Below are 19761 nucleotides of genomic sequence, written 5' to 3'. Positions count from 1 at the left end.
TTGAGCGACTTCTCCACAGGACCAGCCTGGAGTCTTGGTAGGACCTCAGCACTCGACGACATTGACCGCCAAGCCGCCGAGGCTGGTTTCCTTGTACTTCTCGTTCATGTCGAGGCCGGTCTGGCGCATGGTTTCGATCGCGGCATCGAGCGGCACAAAATGCGTGCCGTCGCCCTTGATGGCCAAGGAAGCGGCCGTCACCGCCTTCACCGCGCCCAGCGCGTTGCGTTCGATGCAGGGCACCTGCACCAGGCCGCCGACGGGATCGCACGTCATGCCGAGATGATGCTCGAGCGCGATCTCGGCGGCGTTCTCCACCTGCTCCGGCGTGCCGCCCATGACGGCGCACAGGCCGGCGGCGGCCATCGCCGAAGCCGAACCCACCTCGCCCTGGCAGCCGACCTCGGCGCCCGAGATCGAGGCGTTGGACTTGATGATGCCGCCGACGGCGGCCGCCGTCAGCAGGAAGTCGCGGATGCTCGGCTGGTCGGCTTCGGGATGGAAATGCAGCCAGTAGCGCAGCACTGCCGGCAACGTGCCGGCGGCGCCATTGGTCGGCGCGGTCACCACGCGCCCGCCGGCGGCGTTCTCCTCGTTGACCGCCATCGCATAGATCGACAGCCAGTCATTGGCGAGCAAGGGATTGGGCCGGTTCTGCTGCCACTGTTCCTGCAGCTTGTCGTGCAGCTGCCGCGCTCGGCGGCGCACCTTCAGCCCGCCCGGCATGATGCCGTCCTGCGACAAGCCGCGATCGATACAGCCCTTCATTGCGCCCCAGATCGCGTCGAGGCCTTCATCGAGCTCCTCGCGCGACATATGCTTTTCCTCGTTGGCGCGCTTCATCTCGGCGATCGAAAGCCCGCTCTTGGCCGCCATCGCCAGCATTTCGACGGCGTTCTTGAAGGGGTACGGCACGTTCTTGCCCTCGGTCGTCACCGAGCCCTTTGCCTTCATGCGCTGCAGCTCTTCCTCCGAAACGACGAAACCGCCGCCGATCGAATAATAGATGCGCTTGAGCAGCAGCCGGTCGGATGCGTCATAGGCATAGAAGGCCATGCCGTTGGCATGACCGGTCAGCGGCGTCTTGCGGTCGAGCACGAGGTCCTTGGCGGGATCGAAGCGGTATGCCGGATGCCCGGGCGGCGAAATGCGCTTCTCCGCGCCGATGCGGGCGACGATGCCGTCGGCCTCGTCAGGATCGACCGTCTGCGGCGTCTGGCCTGCCAGGCCGAGAACAACGGCCCGATCCGAGCCGTGGCCGATGCCGGTATAGGCGAGCGAGCCATGCAGGCTCGCGCCGATGCGGTCGACCTTGACGCCTGCCGGACGCGGCCAGTCGCCGGCCAGGATCTCGTCGAGGAATCGCCGTGCGGCCGTCATCGGGCCCATCGTGTGCGAGCTCGACGGGCCGATGCCGATCTTGAACAGGTCGAAAACCGAAAGGAACACGGGGGCGTTGTCTCCTGAGGGTCGCTTGAAACCTACATATAGGAATTCCCGGGATGTTTCCGCTGTTTTGCATGCTGCGGCGCGGCGGCTGCCGACCTTGTTTGCTCCGTCAGCGACATCACTTCAACTCGGGCCTGCGCGCCGTCTTCTTCCCGATCGGCTATCTCGGCTGGTTCGTCGATCTGGTGGTGTTCGTAGTGTCGACGCTGGTGCTGTTTGCCGTGCTGGTGCGCCGTCAATTCTTCTCCGCGGCGCGGCAGGCGGTGCTCGGTCAGCCGCCCGGCCCGGGGAAGAACTGATCGATCCTGCCGGACAGCCTGTAGGCGAAAAGCCCGATCCACTCGCGCACCGCAATGGTGGTCGCCTGCACCGAGTCGACCGGATTGTCGCGGTAGAAGCCGACGCCTTCCCTGCCCGAGGTGCGATAATCGACCGGCCAGGGAATGGTCGCAAAACCCGCCTTGTCGAACAGCGCCTTGGCGCGCGGCATGTGGAAAGCCGAGGTGACCAGCAGCCAGGTCTCGCCCGGTTTCGGCTCGACGAGATTCCGCGAGAAGACGGCATTCTCGTAAGTGTTGCGGGATTTGTCCTCGAGGATCATGCGATCGGCCGAAACGCCGAGCGCCCCGAGCAGCCGCGGTGCCGTGTCGGCGTCGCCCTCGCCGTCGAGGAAAAGCGAACCGTTGCCGCCGGACACCACGATCTTCGCTTGGGGAAAGTGCCTCGCCAGGATCGCGGTCTCGACCATACGGTCGCCGCTGCTGTTCAACTCATAGCCGCCGCGCGCCAGGTTGATGGCGCCCTCGAAGCCGCCGCCAAGCACGACGATGCCATCGACCTTTTCCGGTAGTGGCGGCTTGGGGAAGCGTTCTTCGAGCGGGGTCAACATCATCGCGCCAACCGATGTCCAGGCCGAAAGCATCAGGATCAGAAAAGCCAGCACGCTGCCGGTTGCAGCCAGCCGCCGGCGCCCGAACAGCGCCGCAAGCAGGCCGGCGAGCAGCAGGAAGATGGCCAGATTGATCGGCTGGATGAAGAACCAGAGAATCTTGGAGAGATAGTAGAACACGCTTGGCACCTACCGCGCATAGGAATGGTGGGTGGCGGTAAATCGCCTAACGGCTTCCGCCACCGCTTCAGCTTCGGGCCGACTCAGTTCCCGGCCAAAGGAGATTGAACCTGTTGCGCCGGTCAAACGGACAACTTCCTTCAGGCCGGCCTCGTCGGTCGGATAGGGATGGTTCAGGATTTCGACCGAGAGCGGCCCACTGAAGGTCAGGGAGGCGCGATCGGGAAGCGGGCTGCCCCTGGTTTCGCGGAGCACGGTGGTTTTGGTGACGCGCAGCTCTTCCCCGGCGCAAGCCAGCCACAGCAATTCCTTGCCGAGGAAATACGCGAACAACCCGACGACAGCCAGGAATGAAACAAGACCAACGAGGCCCATCGCGATCGTCGCCGGCGACCTGTCGAAGAACCCCCAATACGCGGTGACGGCGACAATCCCGACAGAGAGCAGGACAAAGCCTGTCCTTATGGCCGAACGCCGCGGCGGGTTGCCGATGATCAATTCGCCTGCCGTCTCGACAATGGATATGCGAGACGGGACCGACATCCTACCACCATTTCTCCGGCTGGAATCTGCCCGCGGCCTTTTCGATCACATGCGCTGTCTGGAACAGCGTTTCCTCGTCGAACGGGCGACCGATCAGCTGCAGGCCGAGCGGCAGGCCCTTGCCGTCGAAGCCGGCCGGCACCGAAATGCCGGGAAGACCCGCCATGTTGACGGTCACGGTGAAGATGTCGTTGAGGTACATCTTGACCGGATCGGAAGCCATGTCCTCGTCGGCGACGCCGAAGGCGGCCGACGGTGTCGCAGGCGTCAGGATGACGTCGACGCCGGCGGCAAAGACGTTCTCGAAGTCGCGCTTGATCAGCGTGCGCACCTTCTGCGCCTGCAGATAGTAGGCGTCGTAATAGCCGGCCGACAGCACATAGGTGCCGATCATGATGCGACGCTTGACCTCGCGACCGAAGCCGGCGGCACGCGTCTTCTCATACATGTCGATGATGTCCTTGCCGGGCACGCGCAGGCCGTAGCGCACGCCGTCATAGCGGGCGAGGTTCGACGACGCCTCGGCGGGTGCCACGATATAGTAGGCCGGCAAGGCATATTTGGTGTGCGGCAGGGAGATATCGACGATCTCGGCGCCGGCGTCCTTCAGCCAGGCGATGCCCTTTTGCCAGAGCGCCTCGATGTCGTCCGGCATGCCGTCGACGCGGTACTCCTTCGGAATGCCGACCTTCATGCCCCTGACCGGCTTGCCGACCGCCGCTTCATAGTCCGGCACCGGGCGGTCGACCGAGGTCGTATCCTTCGGATCGACGGAAGCCATCGACTTCAACAGGATGGCGGCGTCGCGCACGTCGCGCGCGATCGGCCCCGCCTGGTCTAGCGAGGAAGCGAAGGCGACGACGCCCCAGCGCGAGCAGCGCCCGTAAGTCGGCTTGATGCCGACCGTGCCCGTGAAGGCGGCTGGCTGGCGGATCGAGCCGCCGGTGTCGGTGGCGGTGGCGCCCGCGCAGAGGAAGGCGGCCACGGACGATGCCGAGCCGCCAGACGAGCCGCCCGGCACCAACTGGGCATTGTCCAAGGTCCGCGCCGTCTTCGTGCCGCCGGCGGAAACAAAGCCACCGTCGCCCTGATGCGTCGTCGGCATGACGACCGTGTCGAGGCGCGAACGCCGCCACGGATTGATCACCGGGCCGTAATAGGAGGTCTCGTTCGACGAGCCCATGGCGAACTCGTCCATGTTGAGCTTGCCGAGCATCACCGCGCCATCGGCCCACAGGTTGCTGGTCACGGTCGATTCGTAGCGCGGCTTGAAGCCGTCCAGCACATGGCTGCAGGCCTGGGTGTGGATGCCTTGGGTAGCGAACAGGTCCTTGATGCCGAGCGGAATGCCTTCCAGCGCGCCGCCCTCGCCCGTGGCGAGCCTGGCATCGGAAGCCTTGGCCATGTCGCGCGCCTTGTCGGCGGTGACAGCCACATAGGCGTTGAGCACGGGATTGGCGCGATCGATCGCCGCGAGATAGGCCTCGGTGATCTCGGCCGCGGTGATCTCCTTGCCGCGCAGCTTGGAGCGGGCCTCGGAAATGGTGAGATGTGTGAGATCGCTCATCAGGCAAGGCTCTTTTCGTAAAACACCGACCATTCGGAGTCGGGATAATCCAGCACCGGTCCGCAACGCGAGAATCCGGCGCGCTCATAAACGGTCCACGCAGCGGGGTGCCGATCGCCGGTTTCGAGAACCAGGCGCTTCAGTCCTTCCTTCCGGGCAAGCGCCTCGACACGTCCGACGATCTCGGCGCCGATCTTGCGGCCACGGTGCGAAGGCCGCGTATACATGCGCTTGACCTCGCCGGTGGCATCGTCATGGCGCTTGAGCGCGCCGCAGCCGACGGCAAGGCCGTGGTCGCGGGCGATGAATACCGTCGTATCCATGCCCGCCATCTGCTCGACGGTGAGATGATAGCAGTGCTCGGGCGGCGTCAGCTCGAGCAGCGCGGCGTTGAGTTCGGCGATCAGCGCACGCACGTCGTCCTGCAAAGGCGTCTCGATGGCGATCTCGACAGCCACAGCCTACTCCACCACCTTCGGAACGAGGAAGAAGTTCTCTTCCGTCGCCGGCGCGTTGGCGACGATGTCGGCGGCCTTGTTGCCGTCGGTCACGGCATCCTGGCGCTTCTTCATCTCCATCGGCGTGACCGAGGTCATCGGCTCGACGCCCGAGACATCGACCTCGTTCAATTGCTCGACGAAGCCGAGGATGGCGTTCAATTCGCCGGTCATGCGCTCGGCGTCCTGCTCGCTCACCGCGATACGGGCAAGGTGCGCGACGCGCTTCACGGTCTGGAGATCAACGGACATGTTCTTTTCGCCTCGGGAAAGCCAGTGCGGGCTATAGCGGCGCCGCGCTCAGCGCGCAACATGGATGATGCCGGAGCGGTCGGCACGCGGCCACCCGCTCGGCTACTGAGGCAGCGCCACGCCTTCGCAATGATAGTAGCTGCCGCCGTTGCCGGACCGCGCACCCTCATCGTCGACCGGCCGGACCGAGACAAGGTCGATCTGTTTTGCGTTTACCGGGGTGACCGAAAGCACGTCCGGAAACACATGGTCGGGTTCCCGGCAGATCGCGGTCACGGCCCAGCTCGGCGCGCTGCGTGCCTTGCTGACCTGGAGGAACTCGCAATAGTACTCGACCCCTTGCAATCCCTCAGCCGTCAGCACGATGTTGCCGGCGTCGATCACGGTCTGCAGCGTCTCGTTCTTGGCCTTGTCGCAGAGATCCTCGGATTGCAGCCCTCGATGAATCGTCGGCCGCCGGCGCCGGCGTTGCCGCGACCAGCATCGAAACGCAAAGAGTCTGTCTCAAGACCATGATTTTATTCCAGATTCCTGACGGAGAAACCTAGATCGTGATCGCCTTGCCTATTTCCGGCAACGCTACCTTGACGCCCGACCCTTCCATGCCGGTGACGAACTTGTCGGCGGTCTGGTCGATCATCGAGAAAGTGCCGAAATGGCAGGGAACGACTGTGTCGAAGCCGAAGAATCGGCGGCAGGCAAGCGCCGCCACCGCGCCGCCCATGGTGAAGCGGTCGCCGATCGGCACGATGCCGATCTTCGGCTCGTGCAGCTCGTTGATCAGCCCCATGTCGGAGAAGATGTCGGTGTCGCCCATGTGGTAGAGCGTCTTGTCCTCGGGAAAATGCAGGACAAGCCCGCCCGGATTGCCGAGATAGGTGTTCGTGCCGCCTTCGCCGCCGAAGGAGGACGAATGCAACGCCTGCACGAAAGTGGTGGTGAACGGCCCGCAATCGACCGTGCCGCCGAGATTGCCCGGATTGATCTTGTCGCCGCCGACGCCCTGGCCGACGAGATACATGCAGATCTCGAAATTGGCGACCAGCATGGCGCCGCTTTTCTTCAACACCTCGACCGCGCCGCTGACATGGTCGTTGTGGCCGTGGGTCAGGAGCACATGGGTCACGCCCTCAGCCGGCCCTTCCCAGCCGCCCGTCCAGGACGGGTTGCCGACCAGATAGGGGTCGATGAGAATGGTGGCGTCCTTGGTCTCGACGCGGAATGCCGAATGTCCGTACCAGGTCAGTTTCATGAATGCTTCCTCGATTTTTCCGTTGCCGGAAGATAGAACGCTCCCGGCAAATTGAAAGTAGCGCGGCGCTTCTCACCGTCAAAAGAATGTGTGACGCCCGGATGTCAGGAAAAAGCCGTTGGGCATTATTTCAATCGAGGAACTGCCGGAACGGCTTGCCGGCGGCAGGACGCTCGCCGGGCTCGATCTCGGCGACAAGACGATCGGCGTGGCGGTTTCCGATCGCGGGCTGTCCTTCGCCCATCCGCGCCCGGTCATCCTGCGCAAGAAGTTTTCGCTCGATGCCGCCCAGTTGCTCGCTCAGTTCGAGAAGGACAACGTCGGCGCCGTCGTGCTCGGCCTGCCGGTCAACATGGACGGCTCGGAAGGACCGCGGGCCCAGAAATCGCGCGCCTTCGTCCGCAACATGGCGCCGCTGTCGGACCTGCCCTTCGTGCTGTGGGACGAGCGGCTGTCGACGGTCGCTGCTGAACGCACACTGATCGAGATGGATTTCTCGCGCAAGAAGCGCGCCGGCAAGATCGATTCGGCGGCCGCCGCCTTTATTCTGCAGGGAGCGTTGGACCGGCTTCAGTCGCTCGGCCGAGCCGATCGGAGCTGATATCGCGCTGCTGGCGCTGCCTGATCCATTCGGCGATGTTGCGCCGGCGGCGGAAGGCCCAAAGCCCCATCAGCAGGAAAAAGTCGAAAATGCAGGTCCGCGCCACCATGCCGGGGATAATGGCCGGATCGATGCCCAGCATCTGGCCATAGAGCTCGAAGACGAAATCATGCAACTGGCGGCTCAGCATCACATAGCCGAAATTCATGTCGTTGAGCGACAGGAAGAACCATCCCCAGAAGATGGCCATCGGAGCGGCCCAGAGTGCGAACAGCGTGCGCATCAGCGGCTGCCTCCTGGCTTGCGTTCCGGACGGCCGGATATGCGGGAAAGGAGCGAGCTGTGCGCGGCGCCCATCGCCATGCGCGAGGCGGCACGAACATCGCCCTCCGGCAAATTCATTGCGGCGAAGGTGGAGCGGCGTTCGGCCAGCACGGCGACGTAGGAAGCAAGCAGCGCCGTCATCTGGATGGCGACGATCATGAACAGGCCGTCGACGCCTTGCGCCACGCCGCCGATGAGGATCAGCGAAAGCAGGAAAGATGCCGAGATGAAGGCGATCCGCGCCACGCTCTCGCCCGCGTCCGGCCTTGCCGCCGCGTTGAGCAGCGTTTCGACGAAGGTCCAGCAGAACAGCACCGCGACGGTCAACAGCGCGACCGAAAGCGGCGCGACCACGACGGCATTTTCAAACTGCGGAAAGCGGTTCCCCTGGACTGAGAGGCCGAGCACGCCAAGCGCCGCCGCTATGCCGCGGCTGCCGTCTATGCAGATATAGGCAAGCAGGGCGAAAACCACCGCCCAATGCAAGGCCAGAACTGAGCTCAACACGTGCCGCATACGCTTCCCGCTGGCGGAGCTCGGGGGTCATGGTTAACCGTTCCCTACTCCAGCAAGCGGAGATTGGGCTTTGCAACGGTTCGCCGCAACGGAAACCATTTGTTAAGGTTAACAGCTATCCACAGATCGGCAATCCGCCTTTGGGGCATGATGCCGAAAAGCCGGATCAGGTCACCGGCGGATAGAGCGTGTCGATGATCATGCGCGCGTCGTGGCGCGAATCGAGCATGCCGTAGGTGGTGCGCCACTGGCCGCCGAGTCGGGTTTCGACGAAGGCGTCGGCGATCCGCCCTGCCCCCAGCCTGCGAAGCTCCGCCGCGGCGGCCGAAAGCGCCAGCTGTTCGGTGAGCAGCCGCGCCGAGCCTTGGTCGGTCGCGGCGACCTGCATGGCGGCTTTCAGCACGCCGATGGTGCCGCGCCCGCCGGTGCCGAGATCGCGGTCGATGCCGGTTAGCACCTCCTCGAACAGGCCGGGCGCGCGGCCAAGCACGCGCAGCACGTCGAGCGCCATGACATTGCCCGAGCCCTCCCAGATCGCGTTGACCGGCGCCTCCCGGTAATAGCGGGCAAGCGGCGCTTCCTCGACATAGCCGTTGCCGCCAAGGCATTCCATCGCCTCGTAAAGCAGCTGCGGCGCGATCTTGCAGACCCAGTATTTGACGACAGGCGTCATGGCGCGGGCAAAGGCCGCCTCGCCGCGATCGCTTGCCGCCTCGTCGAAAGAGCGCGCCAGCCGGAACGACAGCGCCGTGGCCGCGGCGACATCGAGCGCCATGTCGGCCAGAACCCGCTGCATCAGCGGCTGGTCGATCAGGTTGGAGCCGAACACCTGGCGATGACGCGTGTGATGGACGGCCTCGGCGAGGCCCGCCCGCATCAGCGCCGACGAAGCGACAGCGCAGTCGAGCCTGGTCAGCGTCACCATGTCCATGATCGTCTTCACGCCGGCGCCTGGGTCGCCGACCATCTCGCCGATCGCGTTGACGAACTCCACCTCAGACGAGGCGTTCGAGCGGTTGCCGAGCTTGTCCTTCAGACGCTGGAAGCGGAAGCCGTTGCCGGAGCCGTCGCCCAGGATGCGCGGGACGAGGAAGCAGGACAGTCCCTCCGGCGCCTGACCGAGCACCAGGAAGGCATCCGACATCGGCGCCGACATGAACCATTTGTGGCCGGTCAACCGGTAGAACCCGCTTCCCGTGCGCTCCGCCCTGGTGGTGTTGGCGCGCACGTCGGTGCCGCCCTGCTTCTCGGTCATGCCCATGCCGAGCGTCAGTCCGGTCTTTTGCACCGGAGGCTTCTGTGTCTGGTCATATTTGCGCGTCGTCACGCGCGGCGCCCATTCGCGGAAAAGCTTCGGACTTGCCATCAAGGCCGCCAGCGAGGCGCTGGTCATGGTGATGGGACAAAGATGCCCGGTCTCGAGCTCGGCGGTCAGATAAAAGCGCGCCGCCCTCACCTGATGGCGACGGCCGATCTCGGCATCGCCGTTTTCCCACACGGAAGAATGCAGCCCGCCGGCGACCGAGCGGCGCATCAAGGCGTGATAGGCCGGATGGTATTCGACCAGGTCGAGGCGGCGGCCCTGGCGGTCATGCGTCCGCAATTTCGGCGTGTCGGTGTTGGCGAGGCGGGCGAGCTCCTGCGCCTCCTGCGTCATCACGAACCGGCCAAGCCCGTCGAGATCCTTGCGCACGGGGTCGGAAAAACGCTCGGCAAGCTGGATGAGCAACGGATCGCCCCGCCATGCGTTACCGCCCGTCAACGGCGGCGGCTGGTTGATCACCTCGTCGGTCAAGCCCAATCCTTCGTCTGGTAGGGAGGTCCTATCATTTTCAAGGCCGCGGTCGCGAATCCGAAGCCACTGGGCCTTATAGCCCATGCCATGCAAGGCGCGCGACGAAAATACCGGGGAGAACGCTCGCAATCCAAAGCTGGCGCTTGCGGCAGGCCGGACCGCACCCTATAGCAGCGCCTTGAGATGACCGACGCTTCGTCCCTGCCGCTCTTTCCCCACCGCCATCTTCTGGGCATCCGCGATCTTTCCCCCGCTGATATCGAGCTGCTGCTCGATCGGGCGGACCAGGCCGTGGCGATCTCGCGGCAATCGGAAAAGAAGACTTCGACGCTGCGCGGCCGAACCCAGATCAACCTGTTTTATGAGGCGTCGACCCGCACGCAATCGTCCTTCGAACTGGCCGGGAAAAGGCTTGGCGCCGACGTCATGAACATGTCGGTGGCAAGCTCTTCGGTGAAGAAGGGCGAAACGCTGATCGATACGGCGATGACGCTCAACGCCATGCGCCCGGACATCCTCATCATCCGCCACCAGTCGGCCGGCGCGGCGGCGCTCCTGGCGCAGAAGGTCGGCTGCTCGGTGGTCAACGCCGGCGACGGCGCGCACGAGCACCCGACGCAGGCGCTGCTCGATGCGCTGACCATCCGCCGCGCCAAAGGGCCGCTGTCGAAGCTGATCGTGGCGATCTGCGGCGACATCCTGCATTCACGCGTCGCCCGCTCCAACATCATGCTTTTGAACGCGCTTGGCGCGCAGGTGCGCGTCGTCGCGCCCTCGACATTGCTGCCGTCCGGCATCGACAGGATGGGCGTGATCGTCGCGCGCTCGATGGCCGAGGGCCTGAAGGATGCCGACGTCGTCATGATGCTGCGCCTGCAGCGCGAGCGCATGGAAGGCGCGTTCGTGCCGTCGATCCGCGAATATTTCCACTATTTCGGCCTGGATGCCGAAAAGCTGAAAGCCGCCAAGGACGATGCGCTGGTCATGCATCCCGGTCCGATGAACCGTGGCGTGGAAATCGCCTCCGAAATCGCCGACGGGCCGCAAAGCGTTATCCAGGAACAGGTGGAGATGGGGGTCGCCGTACGCATGGCGGTCATGGAAGCTCTGCTCGACCCGCGCCGCAACCATGAGGGGCGCGGCGCATGAGCGTGACCGTCTTCAGCAAGGCGCATATTGTCGACCCGTCGCGCGGCGTCGACGAGATTGGCAGCGTCATCGTCGACGGCCGCAGAATCGTCGCGGCCGGAAAGGCGGCATTGAACCAGGGCGTGCCGGAAGGCGCCGCCGTCGTCGACTGCGCCGGCAAGACGATCATTCCGGGCCTTGTCGACGCGCGCGTCTTCATCGGCGAACCAGGCGGCGAACATCGCGAAACCATCGCCTCGGCAAGCGTGGCGGCGGCGGCGGGCGGCGTCACCTCCGTCGTCATGATGCCGGACACCGATCCGGTGATCGACAATGTGGCGCTGGTCGAATTCGTGCTGCGCACGGCACGCGACACCGCAAGCGTCAACATCTTTCCGGCGGCCGCGATCACCAAGGGCCTCGAAGGCCGCGAAATGACCGAATTCGGCCTGCTGCGCGCAGCCGGCGCCGTTGCCTACACCGACGGCCGCCACACGATCGCCAATGCGCTGGTGATGCGCCGCGCACTCACCTACGCCCGCGATTTCGGCGGTGTGATCGCGCATGAAACCCAGGATGCCGACCTCGCCTCGTCCGGTGTGATGAACGAGGGACTCTACGCAAGCTGGCTTGGCCTCTCTGGCGTCCCGCGCGAAGCCGAGCTCATTCCTCTTGAACGCGACCTGGCACTGGCCCGGCTGACCGGTGGCGCCTACCACGCCGCCAAGATCTCGTCGGCGATGGCGGCCGGCGCGGTGAACAGAGCCAAGACCGACGGCGCCAATGTCACGGCCGGCGTCGCCATCCACAACCTGTCGCTCAACGAGAACGACGTCGGCGAATACCGCACCTTCTTCCGGCTGACCCCGCCCTTGCGCGCCGAGGACGACCGGCTGGCGATGATCGAGGCGATCAAGGACGGCACGATCGACATCATCGTCTCCTCGCACGACCCTCAGGACGTCGACACCAAGCGCCTGCCCTTTGCCGATGCCGCCGCCGGCGCCATCGGGCTGGAGACGCTGCTTGGCGTAGCACTTCGGCTCTACCACAATGCCGACGTGCCGTTGCTGAGGCTGATCGAGACGCTGTCCACGGCGCCGGCAAGACTGTTCGGCCTGCCGGGCGGCACGCTGAAGCCGGGCGCGCCGGCCGATCTCGTACTTGTCGACGTCGACGAGCCGTGGATCGTCAGCGAAAGCGGTCTGCGATCGCGCTCGAAGAACACCTGTTTCGAAGGCGCGCGCCTGCAGGGCAAGGTCTTGCAGACGATGGTTGCGGGACGCACGGTGTTTTCCGCATAGACCACCCACCGCTTTGAGCCCTGCCTAGCCTGCCCCTGCACAGAGTTGCTTGGCGAACCCTCCCGACTCTACCATTATGACCAACTGATGCCTGAGCAGAGCTAGCTCTTGCAAACCATGGTTGCATAACGCACAGTATCTCAATCCTGGAGCGAGCAGCCGGAGCACAGGAAATAAGGGGGAAACAATGGGTTACGCGGTCGCGCTCGTCTTCGGCTATCTGCTCGGCTCGATCCCGTTCGGGCTCCTGATCACCCGCGCGGCCGGGCTCGGCGACGTTCGCAAGATCGGCTCCGGCAATATCGGCGCGACCAATGTGCTGAGGACGGGCAATAAAGGGCTCGCTGCCGCCACGCTGCTGCTCGATGCGCTGAAAGGCACGGCCGCGGTGCTGGTCGCCGGGCATTTTTCGCCGGACTTCGGCCTGTTGGCCGGCTTCGGCGCTTTCCTCGGACATCTCTTCCCGGTCTGGCTCGGCTTCAAGGGCGGCAAGGGCGTCGCCACCTATCTGGGCGTGCTGCTCGGCCTTGCCTGGCAAGGCATGCTGGTCTTCGCCGTCGTCTGGCTCGCAATGGCCTTCCTGTTTCGCTATTCCTCGCTGGCGGCGCTGGCGGCGGCGGTCATTGTGCCGATCGCGCTCTATTTCATAAGCACGCCGCAGATCGCCGGCCTGTTCGCCGTGATGAGCCTGATCGTCATCATCAAGCATCATGCCAACATCTCGAGGCTGCTGGCCGGCACCGAAGGCAAGATCGGGGCGAAGGGATGAGCGCGTCGACCGCCGGCCCGCGCCTCAGCGACCGGCAGCGGCTTGCCTGGCTTCGCCTGATCCGCACGCCCAATGTCGGCCCGGCCTCGTTTCGCGAGTTGATCAACCGCTTCGGCTCGGCCGAAGCCGCGCTTGAAATGCTGCCCGAGCTGATGATCTCCGGCGGCGCCAATCGTATCGTTCGCATCCCTTCCGTCGCCGAGGCCGAAGCCGAACTGGACGCCGCCCGGCGCGCCGGCGCCCGCTTCGTCGGCATTGGCGAGGCCGATTATCCGCCCTTGCTGAAGACCCTCGACAATCCGCCGCCGCTGCTGGCGGTGAAAGGCGAAGGCGCGGTCTTCCGCCTGCCGGCGGTGGCGATCGTCGGCGCCCGAAATGCCTCGCTGGCCGGCATCAACATGGCGCGCATGCTGGCAGCCGATCTCGGCCGCGAAGGCTACGCCATCGTTTCCGGTCTAGCACGCGGCATCGACACGGCCGCGCACAAGGGCAGCGTTTCGACCGGCACCATCGGCGTGCTGGCCGGCGGGCTAGATGTCCCCTACCCGTCCGAGAATGCCGGCCTGTGCGATGAGATCGCCGATCGTGGCGGCGCCATCGTTTCGGAAATGCCCTTCGCCTGGCAGCCGCGCGCCCAGGATTTCCCGCGCCGCAACCGCCTGGTCGCAGGCATGGCGCTTGGACTCGTGGTGGTCGAGGCCGCACAGCGCTCCGGCTCGCTGATCAGCGCCCGCCTCGCCAATGAAATGGGCCGGCTGGTCTTCGCCGTGCCGGGCTCGCCGCTCGATCCGCGCGCCGCCGGCTGCAACGCTCTGCTCAAGGACGGCGTCACGCTCGTCACCGAGGCCGCCGATGTGCTCGGCGCGCTGGCGCCGCTTGCCGGCACCCGGGCTCCAAGAACCGCGCCGATTGCCGAAGCGCCCGACATATCCGCCATGCCGCCGCCCGGCGAAAACGACCGCGCCGATGTGCTGGAAGCGCTTGGGCCCACGCCGACCGCAGTGGACGACATCATCCGCCATACCGGACTGAGCGCCGCGCAGATCGCCATGGTGCTTCTGGAGCTCGACCTCGCCGGAAGGTTGGAACGCCATGCTGGCGGGAATGTTTCGCTGGTTCCGGGAGGGAACTGAACTGGCTGCGATAATTGTCACAGAACGCTTGGTGATCAGTCCCGCATACGAATCCTGAGGAGCATCTTGCGAATGAACAGTGGCACCATGCCGTTGTAGAGACCGCTCACTTCGTCAACGAAGCGCGAGAGCCGGGAAACTCGATCGTCTATTTGGCGCAGGATTGCATGATGGCCCGGTCCGCCCTGGATCAGGTCTGCAGTCGATTGGCTCAGTGCCGTTAACAAGGCGGAATTGCCTTCCAACGTCTTCGTGTTTGCACGCAACAGCTCCATCATCGTCAGTTGGTCGATTGCGTCCGGCCAGCCATGCATCTCCTTGACAATTCGCAACCATTTGCGATGCGGGATGGACACGGCAATTTCTTCGATCCAGGACGCAGTTCCCAGAGCCACCTCTTCGGACGTCGCGCGAAGTCCCGCATGCAAAACTTGATCATAGACGCGCAGATGCTCGTCAATGAAGTGGGACGAGCCCGCCATGTCGCGGAAGTAGGCCGAGACGGTCGCAGCATCATCTGCATTGTAGCTGGAGATCGCAGCCATCAAATTTTCTGCCGAGGTTGGCCTGTCAAGTAGACTCACCCCAAGGTTGGCCCGCCGCCACCTTTCCATGTTGCCGGTATCGAGCATCCCGGCAAAACCTCGTGCATCGCAAACCACGACCGAGCAGCCCACCGCCGCGGCCTCCATGGCCATGCGCGCGGTGGCGAACACGACGTCATAGGCGAGAAGGTCCTTTTCGATCTGATTGGAATACCGGTTTGTGGCGGGGCCTAGTTCGTCGAGCTGGACACCTGTTCTGGTGCAGGCCACCCGCACCGCTTGCTGATGATCAAAGTTTTTTGTCAACAGCAGACCGCGCTTGGGAAAAGCCGGAAGCGGCGGGCGAGGCCTGAACCGCTCAAGATCAACAGCGTTGTAGATGAGGTCAAGTTTGTCTTCTGGAATTCCTCTAGACAGGCACTTCGCCCTGCAGGCCTCGTCTACTGCGATCCAATGGCAAATCTGGGGATGAGGCATCGGCGCCTCGATTTCGAAGAACGAGCTGTGGCAGGAAAAGATCGCGGGCACGTCGGGAAATCTTGCCAGGGCCGTCAGGCAAGGCGTCAGATGCTGACCGTGGATGATGTCGGGCTTGTCGACGATCTCGGCAACCCGATCGACGACGTGATGGCCCCGCCGCCGCATTCTGTCAGCCATATCGCCGAGATTTGTAGTGAGCAGCATCGTTTGGTGGCCGGCGGCGCGTAACCCGTCGGCAAGCAATTCAACGACAGATTCCGTTCCGCTATTTTGTGCCACTGACAGGTTGGTGATGAGAACACGCAAGATAGGCTCCTTGCCGGCTGATCGCCATCGTCGATGACAGCAGATGCGGCCAATGTCTTAGTGAGAACAATTCGGCCCAACAAGTTCCCCGGTGGCGTGTCACTGGTGCAGAACGCCGATATCGATTGCACGTGGCAACCAAAAAATTGGAGCAACTCCATGGATAGCAGCCTCCAAAATGTGCTGATCCTCGCGCATCCGGGACACGAGCTCAGGATTCATCACTGGCTCGAAATCGCCAAGCCAAGGGTTTATCTTCTGACCGACGGGTCCGGCGGCCGCCAGAGCGCCAGGACCGAATATTCCCGCCAGGTCGTCGAGGCGTCCGGGGGGACGCCGGGCTCGGTCTTCGGCGAAATACCCGATACAGCTTGGTACAGCGCTCTTTTGGCCGGCGACCAAACATTCTTTCTCGATATATTTGCCAGGATCAGCGCGGACATTGACAGCGCTGAGGAAGTCCAGGTCGTATCAGACGCCATTGACGGCTATAACCCGGTGCACGACTTGGCCTTCGTGTTCGGCAGCGCCGTGAACATGCTGCTGCAAAAGACACGCAAGGGGCATCCGCAGCTTTGCTCGGCCGCCGTACCCAACGTGCCCGGCACGGTTCAGCTGGAAATCAAGCTGGACCGAACAGCTCAGGCAAGAAAGAAAGCCGCGATCGAGGACTACATTCCATTGGCCGATGAAGCGCGCCTGATTCTTGCTCGCGACCCCGACTGTCTCCATCGTGAGCGCCTCATAGCACAGCAGCCCGACTGGACGGCCCAGACGCCCGAATGGGAGCGGATCGGACAAGATCGGGTGTCAAAGGGGATCTATGATCGCTGCATCACGTACAAGGACAATGTCCAGCCGATCGTTCGCCTCCTGATGTCACAGCCGGATCGATAGTCATGCACCGCGACCAGCGCTTGGCGCCACAGGGAACCGCTGAGATCTAACCTGACCGCGCTTCTACCGGAACAGTTACTTCGACACTTCCGGATTGCCGCGACGCAGGCGAATGTCAAATCCACTCCAGATTGATGTCGCGGATGTCGTCTTCGGCGATGCGCTGCCTGATGCGATCGAGCCGGCCCGCAATGTCGGTCGCTATTCTGTCATGGGTCTCCACCAGGAAAGCGCCGATAGACCGCTGCAGGCCCGCATCCAATATGGCTTCCAAGCATTCGGCTTCGCCTATCGGGATACCCGCGCGATCACGCTACCGGAACAGGTATTTGGACACTTCCGGATTGCCGCGGCGCCACATCACATTGTCGAGGAAGTAGTGGTGCACATTGATGAAGATCAGCACGATGAAGAAGAACAGCGAGGAACCGAGGACCTGGCTGTCGTACGGGATCAGGGCGGTCATTACGAAGGGGATCAGCCAGAAGCCAAGATAGCCGAGAGCACCACCGCCGATGATGAACCCCAGCACCCGCAACCTGTAGCGGGGCCCAAGCAAGGATAGTATCTTCGGCTCCGGATCCCGCGTGGCGTCCGAGACGTCACGCTCGACATTGGTCTGATAGCGCCACACCACGGCCAGATATTGGAGCGAGTGAAGCGCCGGCACCACGAGCAGCCAGAGCGGGTTAACCCTGGCGATCAGGATCCAGAGGTAGAGCGAGGCGACATAGGCCACGATGCCGTTGTAAGGCAGTCCGCCGCCATTCCTTCGCCAGCGGTTGACCAGCATCAAAAGCGTGGCCGCCGTCGATCCGACGGCCGCCAGCACGGCAATGTCGGTGATCCAGGACGGCGCCGCGAAGGTGTAATATTGAAGGCCGTAATACTGTCCCTGCGTCACAGCCGTATTCGTCTGCAGCCAGGCCAGGATCCACACCGCGTAGCTGTTGACAAGCAGCACCTTCTTGTCCCGGTCATCGAAGAATTTGCGTTTCAGGACGGCGTCGACCATCAGCATGCCGTAGCCTTGCTTGACGTAGTGCCAGCCGACGAAGAAGAACATCGCGTTGGCCGCGAAGCCGAGCAGCCGCGTGTTCGACGTCGCCGCGCCATAGGCAAAGAACAGGGCCATGACCACTGGCACGATGACGCCGGCAAAAATGTAGCGAAGCTGCAGGCTTCTGTCGTAGCCCTCGCCGCGCGCCTTGCGGCCGAAATTGCGGTAGAAAATCTGGTAGGAGTGGGCGAAGTGCGGGTAATTCACCAGATAGGCCACGACGACCATCGTCGCGGCCAGCGGACCTTCATACGCGCGAGGCACGAAGAACAGCACCGGCAGGATCAGAAACGCGCTGCCGCCCAGCATGAGGAAGTCGGCGACCGGACCGAAAAGATATTTGCCAGGCGGCGTCGTCGCCTTGGGGGCCTCAGCGTCTACCGAAAGGTCGAGTGTCATCCTGGAACCTCCCTCGGAGGCGCCGAGTTTAACCACGACCTTATCCAGGGACAAGGCAACGCGGCAGGATCGCCCTTGTCTTGGGGAAGTCAACCCCATCAGGCTGAGGCGGTCGAAGCGATCTTCATCAGCCGCTTTCTGGCCTCCGCCACTCGCTTCTTCTCCGACCTTATGCGGTCGCACAGCGCGAGATTGATCCCGACGCCACATTCTTCATCCAGCATTTCTTTTGCATGATTGAGCGATGTCTCTGCGCGCTTGACACGCAGCCTGGCTCTATCCAGTTCCAGATTTAATACGTCCACTCTCTGCATCCCGAATTGCAGTCCCTTCAACAGGGAAACAGCCGCGCATAAGTTTTTGTTCCGATTGCCGGGGCGCAGACGACATGCCCTGCGTCGATCGCCCCGGATACGGAAGCGTCGGTAGGTTTGCTCCGGCATCTACTCGGTTGTTGAAAATTTGGTGAGCGCGATGGGATTCGAACCCATGACCTACTGATTAAAAGTCAGTTGCTCTACCGGCTGAGCTACGCGCTCCCGCGGGCTCGAAACGCCGCCCTCGAAATTGCGCGGAACATAGGGAGAGTGCCGCGGCCGGTCAACCGGAAAAAGACGGCCGCCAGCTGGAGTTATCAACGGGTCTGGCAAATTTTGGCGACTGGCGATCAAGCATCCGTGGTGCCGAGTCCGATGCCCGCTTCGATCTCCCTCGCTATCTCAGAAGCTCCTGAAATAACAATGGTTTGAGATTCAAAGGGGAACCATTGAGGTCATTTTCCGTTCCTCCGGCACAGGGACGTCAACCACCCTTTCCAGGAGAAGACCCATGAAAAAGATCGTATCGGGCTTGCTTGCCGCCACCTTGTCGGTTTCGTTCGCCGCCGCGGCGGCAGTACCTGCCAACGCCGCCCAGGTGTTCGTCCCGCAGGCTTCGCCGGCTTCGTCCGACGTCCAGACGGTCGCAGAACGCGATTTCCGATGGAGGCATGGCGGCCATTGGCGCGGCGGCCAGCGTTTCTCGCGCAATGACGGCATGTACTGGAACGGCCATCGCGGCTATCGTGAATATCGCCGCGGCTATCGCCGTCATGGCGACTACTGGTTCCCGCTTGCCGCTTTCGCCACCGGCGCGCTGATCACCGGCGCCATCGTCAACAGTGAGAACAACCGCGTCTATCGCGGCAACTCGCATGTGCAGTGGTGCTACGACCGTTATCGTTCGTATCGCGCTTCGGACAACACCTTCCAACCCTACAGCGGCCCGCGTCAGCAGTGCGTTTCGCCCTACTGACGGCCTCCAGTCAGTACCCGGGTCGTTGACTGAGCCCGTGCCTCGAGAGGCACGGGCTCTCTCGTTGTTGTTCAGCCGGATTTCAACAGTTGAGCGCGCCCACAGGTCAGCTTGCCCAGCTAATGCTTTTGAGAATCAGATAAAGACCTACGCCGTCATCTGGAGGAGAGCGATAGGCTCCGCAAGCGTTGCAAATCCGAGTCACTGCTGAGGTCAGTTTCCAGCCGAGTGCATCAAGATCTTCGTCCGTCACATAGTCTCGAGTTAAATCGCCGATGCCGTGCTCCTTACCGAAAGATCGGGCTGACCGGGCGTCAGTTATGAATTCCGAGGGCCAATTCGAATTGGCCCAAGCCCAGAGCCAATTGCCAGCTTCAACGCTCGTTGACCCAGCAATTTGGATCTCCGAGACGACCGTGACGACGCCTTGTTCTGAGAAAAGGAGCTTTCCAGCCTTCAGGTCGTAATTATAGCGAGACCAACTGCCAAGGCGGAAGTCATCCTGCAAGCGCCTATTTTTCGCCCGAAGTTGTTCGAAAGCCTCCTCACGCCAGGCAGCATACCAGTCTGGGTCCATTCCCC

Annotated in this window: 22 protein-coding genes, 1 tRNA gene and 2 pseudogenes; 8 read left to right on the top strand and 17 right to left on the bottom strand. The window is 63.2% G+C overall.

The window, feature by feature from the left end; all coding sequences use genetic code 11:
- Nucleotides 1-45: 45 nt before the first annotated feature.
- Nucleotides 46-1449, bottom strand: a complete 1404-nt coding sequence (locus FJ418_RS06040) for an L-serine ammonia-lyase (protein WP_140864263.1) — start codon at nucleotides 1447-1449, stop codon at nucleotides 46-48.
- Nucleotides 1450-1568: 119 nt separating this feature from the next.
- Here FJ418_RS06040 and FJ418_RS06035 point away from each other — a divergent pair.
- Nucleotides 1569-1748: pseudogene (locus FJ418_RS06035) on the top strand (DUF599 family protein); the annotation flags it as partial.
- Here the strand turns inward: FJ418_RS06035 and FJ418_RS06030 are convergent.
- From FJ418_RS06030 to FJ418_RS06000, 7 genes and pseudogenes are all read right to left on the bottom strand, one after another.
- On the bottom strand, nucleotides 1721-2518 hold the full coding sequence (locus tag FJ418_RS06030) for a YdcF family protein (RefSeq protein WP_140708772.1): 798 nt from the start codon (nucleotides 2516-2518) through the stop codon (nucleotides 1721-1723). The pseudogene FJ418_RS06035 and the gene FJ418_RS06030 overlap by 28 nt on opposite strands.
- Nucleotides 2519-2527: 9 nt before the next feature.
- Complete coding sequence (locus tag FJ418_RS06025) at nucleotides 2528-3016, bottom strand: hypothetical protein (RefSeq protein WP_246682951.1); 489 nt, start codon at nucleotides 3014-3016, stop codon at nucleotides 2528-2530.
- Nucleotides 3017-3062: 46 nt separating this feature from the next.
- On the bottom strand, nucleotides 3063-4628 hold the full coding sequence (locus FJ418_RS06020; protein ID WP_140864259.1) for an amidase family protein: 1566 nt from the start codon (nucleotides 4626-4628) through the stop codon (nucleotides 3063-3065).
- Nucleotides 4628-5086, bottom strand: a complete 459-nt coding sequence (locus tag FJ418_RS06015) for a GNAT family N-acetyltransferase (protein ID WP_140864258.1) — start codon at nucleotides 5084-5086, stop codon at nucleotides 4628-4630. The genes FJ418_RS06020 and FJ418_RS06015 overlap by 1 nt, the downstream gene beginning before the upstream one ends.
- A gap of 3 nt (nucleotides 5087-5089) precedes the next feature.
- A complete protein-coding gene (gatC, locus tag FJ418_RS06010) occupies nucleotides 5090-5377 on the bottom strand; it encodes an Asp-tRNA(Asn)/Glu-tRNA(Gln) amidotransferase subunit GatC (protein ID WP_140642765.1) in 288 nt (95 codons plus the stop codon).
- A gap of 102 nt (nucleotides 5378-5479) precedes the next feature.
- Nucleotides 5480-5891: pseudogene (locus tag FJ418_RS06005) on the bottom strand (hypothetical protein).
- Nucleotides 5892-5921: 30 nt separating this feature from the next.
- Nucleotides 5922-6629: a metal-dependent hydrolase gene (locus FJ418_RS06000; RefSeq protein WP_140864256.1), complete on the bottom strand. Its 708-nt coding sequence runs from the start codon at nucleotides 6627-6629 to the stop codon at nucleotides 5922-5924.
- Nucleotides 6630-6747: 118 nt separating this feature from the next.
- Here FJ418_RS06000 and ruvX point away from each other — a divergent pair, with 118 nt between their 5' ends.
- A complete protein-coding gene (ruvX, locus tag FJ418_RS05995; RefSeq protein ID WP_140642770.1) occupies nucleotides 6748-7230 on the top strand; it encodes a Holliday junction resolvase RuvX in 483 nt (160 codons plus the stop codon).
- Here ruvX and FJ418_RS05990 read toward each other — a convergent pair.
- The 3 genes from FJ418_RS05990 to FJ418_RS05980 all read right to left on the bottom strand — a co-directional run bounded on the left by FJ418_RS05990 (nucleotide 7172) and on the right by FJ418_RS05980 (nucleotide 9865).
- On the bottom strand, nucleotides 7172-7513 hold the full coding sequence (locus FJ418_RS05990; protein WP_140642773.1) for a DUF6105 family protein: 342 nt from the start codon (nucleotides 7511-7513) through the stop codon (nucleotides 7172-7174). The two genes, ruvX and FJ418_RS05990, sit on opposite strands and share 59 nt — an antisense overlap.
- Entirely contained in the window at nucleotides 7513-8070 is a 558-nt protein-coding gene (locus tag FJ418_RS05985) for a hypothetical protein (RefSeq protein WP_140708760.1), read from the bottom strand. The genes FJ418_RS05990 and FJ418_RS05985 overlap by 1 nt, the downstream gene beginning before the upstream one ends.
- Nucleotides 8071-8236: 166 nt before the next feature.
- A complete protein-coding gene (locus tag FJ418_RS05980; RefSeq protein WP_140864254.1) occupies nucleotides 8237-9865 on the bottom strand; it encodes a DNA alkylation response protein in 1629 nt (542 codons plus the stop codon).
- A 183-nt stretch (nucleotides 9866-10048) separates the two neighbouring features.
- On the opposite strand from FJ418_RS05980, the gene FJ418_RS05975 reads away from it, so the two are divergent.
- From FJ418_RS05975 to dprA, 4 genes are all read left to right on the top strand, one after another.
- Nucleotides 10049-11014 carry an aspartate carbamoyltransferase catalytic subunit gene (locus FJ418_RS05975; protein ID WP_140642779.1) on the top strand — a complete coding sequence of 322 codons (966 nt, stop codon included), beginning with the start codon at nucleotides 10049-10051 and terminating at the stop codon, nucleotides 11012-11014.
- Nucleotides 11011-12297: a dihydroorotase gene (locus tag FJ418_RS05970; RefSeq protein WP_140642782.1), complete on the top strand. Its 1287-nt coding sequence runs from the start codon at nucleotides 11011-11013 to the stop codon at nucleotides 12295-12297. The genes FJ418_RS05975 and FJ418_RS05970 overlap by 4 nt, the downstream gene beginning before the upstream one ends.
- A 187-nt stretch (nucleotides 12298-12484) precedes the next feature.
- Nucleotides 12485-13066: a glycerol-3-phosphate 1-O-acyltransferase PlsY gene (plsY, locus tag FJ418_RS05965; RefSeq protein ID WP_140864253.1), complete on the top strand. Its 582-nt coding sequence runs from the start codon at nucleotides 12485-12487 to the stop codon at nucleotides 13064-13066.
- Nucleotides 13063-14199 carry a DNA-processing protein DprA gene (gene dprA, locus FJ418_RS05960; protein ID WP_140864251.1) on the top strand — a complete coding sequence of 379 codons (1137 nt, stop codon included), beginning with the start codon at nucleotides 13063-13065 and terminating at the stop codon, nucleotides 14197-14199. Before plsY ends, dprA begins: the two co-directional genes overlap by 4 nt.
- Nucleotides 14200-14234: 35 nt before the next feature.
- On the opposite strand, the gene FJ418_RS05955 is transcribed toward dprA, so the two are convergent.
- Nucleotides 14235-15530 carry a glycosyltransferase gene (locus FJ418_RS05955; protein ID WP_140864250.1) on the bottom strand — a complete coding sequence of 432 codons (1296 nt, stop codon included), beginning with the start codon at nucleotides 15528-15530 and terminating at the stop codon, nucleotides 14235-14237.
- A 159-nt stretch (nucleotides 15531-15689) separates the two neighbouring features.
- On the opposite strand from FJ418_RS05955, the gene FJ418_RS05945 reads away from it, so the two are divergent.
- On the top strand, nucleotides 15690-16427 hold the full coding sequence (locus tag FJ418_RS05945) for a hypothetical protein (protein ID WP_246682950.1): 738 nt from the start codon (nucleotides 15690-15692) through the stop codon (nucleotides 16425-16427).
- A gap of 115 nt (nucleotides 16428-16542) precedes the next feature.
- On the opposite strand, the gene FJ418_RS31815 is transcribed toward FJ418_RS05945, so the two are convergent.
- The 4 genes from FJ418_RS31815 to FJ418_RS05930 form a co-directional block, all read right to left on the bottom strand.
- Nucleotides 16543-16701 carry a hypothetical protein gene (locus FJ418_RS31815; protein ID WP_181166853.1) on the bottom strand — a complete coding sequence of 53 codons (159 nt, stop codon included), beginning with the start codon at nucleotides 16699-16701 and terminating at the stop codon, nucleotides 16543-16545.
- 39 nt (nucleotides 16702-16740) lie between these two features.
- The gene (locus FJ418_RS05940; RefSeq protein WP_140864246.1) at nucleotides 16741-17886 is read right to left on the bottom strand and encodes a hypothetical protein; all 1146 of its coding nucleotides are present in this window, start codon (nucleotides 17884-17886) and stop codon (nucleotides 16741-16743) included.
- 98 nt (nucleotides 17887-17984) lie between these two features.
- Nucleotides 17985-18191, bottom strand: coding sequence for a hypothetical protein (locus tag FJ418_RS05935; protein WP_246674071.1), 207 nt, complete (start codon nucleotides 18189-18191; stop codon nucleotides 17985-17987).
- A gap of 158 nt (nucleotides 18192-18349) precedes the next feature.
- Nucleotides 18350-18425: transfer RNA gene (locus FJ418_RS05930), tRNA-Lys, on the bottom strand.
- Nucleotides 18426-18714: 289 nt separating this feature from the next.
- On the opposite strand from FJ418_RS05930, the gene FJ418_RS05925 reads away from it, so the two are divergent.
- Nucleotides 18715-19179 carry a BA14K family protein gene (locus tag FJ418_RS05925; protein WP_140864244.1) on the top strand — a complete coding sequence of 155 codons (465 nt, stop codon included), beginning with the start codon at nucleotides 18715-18717 and terminating at the stop codon, nucleotides 19177-19179.
- A gap of 106 nt (nucleotides 19180-19285) precedes the next feature.
- Here FJ418_RS05925 and FJ418_RS05920 read toward each other — a convergent pair whose 3' ends face one another.
- A complete protein-coding gene (locus FJ418_RS05920; protein ID WP_140864242.1) occupies nucleotides 19286-19756 on the bottom strand; it encodes a DUF6882 domain-containing protein in 471 nt (156 codons plus the stop codon).
- Between the last annotated feature and the right edge of the window lie 5 nt (nucleotides 19757-19761).

This window comes from Mesorhizobium sp. B2-8-3, from assembly GCF_006440815.1.
Taxonomy (GTDB): domain Bacteria; phylum Pseudomonadota; class Alphaproteobacteria; order Rhizobiales; family Rhizobiaceae; genus Mesorhizobium.
Note: the sequence above shows the minus strand (reverse complement) of the source record. Positions and strands in the feature narration are given on the sequence as shown.

Coding starts and splice junctions, on each gene's coding strand:
- FJ418_RS05945 (WP_246682950.1), top strand. CDS start 15,690: ATGGATAGCAGCCTCCAAAATGTGCTGATCCTCGCGCATCCGGGACAC.
- FJ418_RS05920 (WP_140864242.1), bottom strand. CDS start 19,756: ATGGACCCAGACTGGTATGCTGCCTGGCGTGAGGAGGCTTTCGAACAA.
- FJ418_RS05975 (WP_140642779.1), top strand. CDS start 10,049: ATGACCGACGCTTCGTCCCTGCCGCTCTTTCCCCACCGCCATCTTCTG.
- dprA (WP_140864251.1), top strand. CDS start 13,063: ATGAGCGCGTCGACCGCCGGCCCGCGCCTCAGCGACCGGCAGCGGCTT.
- FJ418_RS06000 (WP_140864256.1), bottom strand. CDS start 6,629: ATGAAACTGACCTGGTACGGACATTCGGCATTCCGCGTCGAGACCAAG.
- FJ418_RS06020 (WP_140864259.1), bottom strand. CDS start 4,628: ATGAGCGATCTCACACATCTCACCATTTCCGAGGCCCGCTCCAAGCTG.
- FJ418_RS05990 (WP_140642773.1), bottom strand. CDS start 7,513: ATGCGCACGCTGTTCGCACTCTGGGCCGCTCCGATGGCCATCTTCTGG.
- FJ418_RS05940 (WP_140864246.1), bottom strand. CDS start 17,886: ATGACACTCGACCTTTCGGTAGACGCTGAGGCCCCCAAGGCGACGACG.
- gatC (WP_140642765.1), bottom strand. CDS start 5,377: ATGTCCGTTGATCTCCAGACCGTGAAGCGCGTCGCGCACCTTGCCCGT.
- plsY (WP_140864253.1), top strand. CDS start 12,485: ATGGGTTACGCGGTCGCGCTCGTCTTCGGCTATCTGCTCGGCTCGATC.
- FJ418_RS05925 (WP_140864244.1), top strand. CDS start 18,715: ATGAAAAAGATCGTATCGGGCTTGCTTGCCGCCACCTTGTCGGTTTCG.
- FJ418_RS05985 (WP_140708760.1), bottom strand. CDS start 8,070: ATGCGGCACGTGTTGAGCTCAGTTCTGGCCTTGCATTGGGCGGTGGTT.
- FJ418_RS05970 (WP_140642782.1), top strand. CDS start 11,011: ATGAGCGTGACCGTCTTCAGCAAGGCGCATATTGTCGACCCGTCGCGC.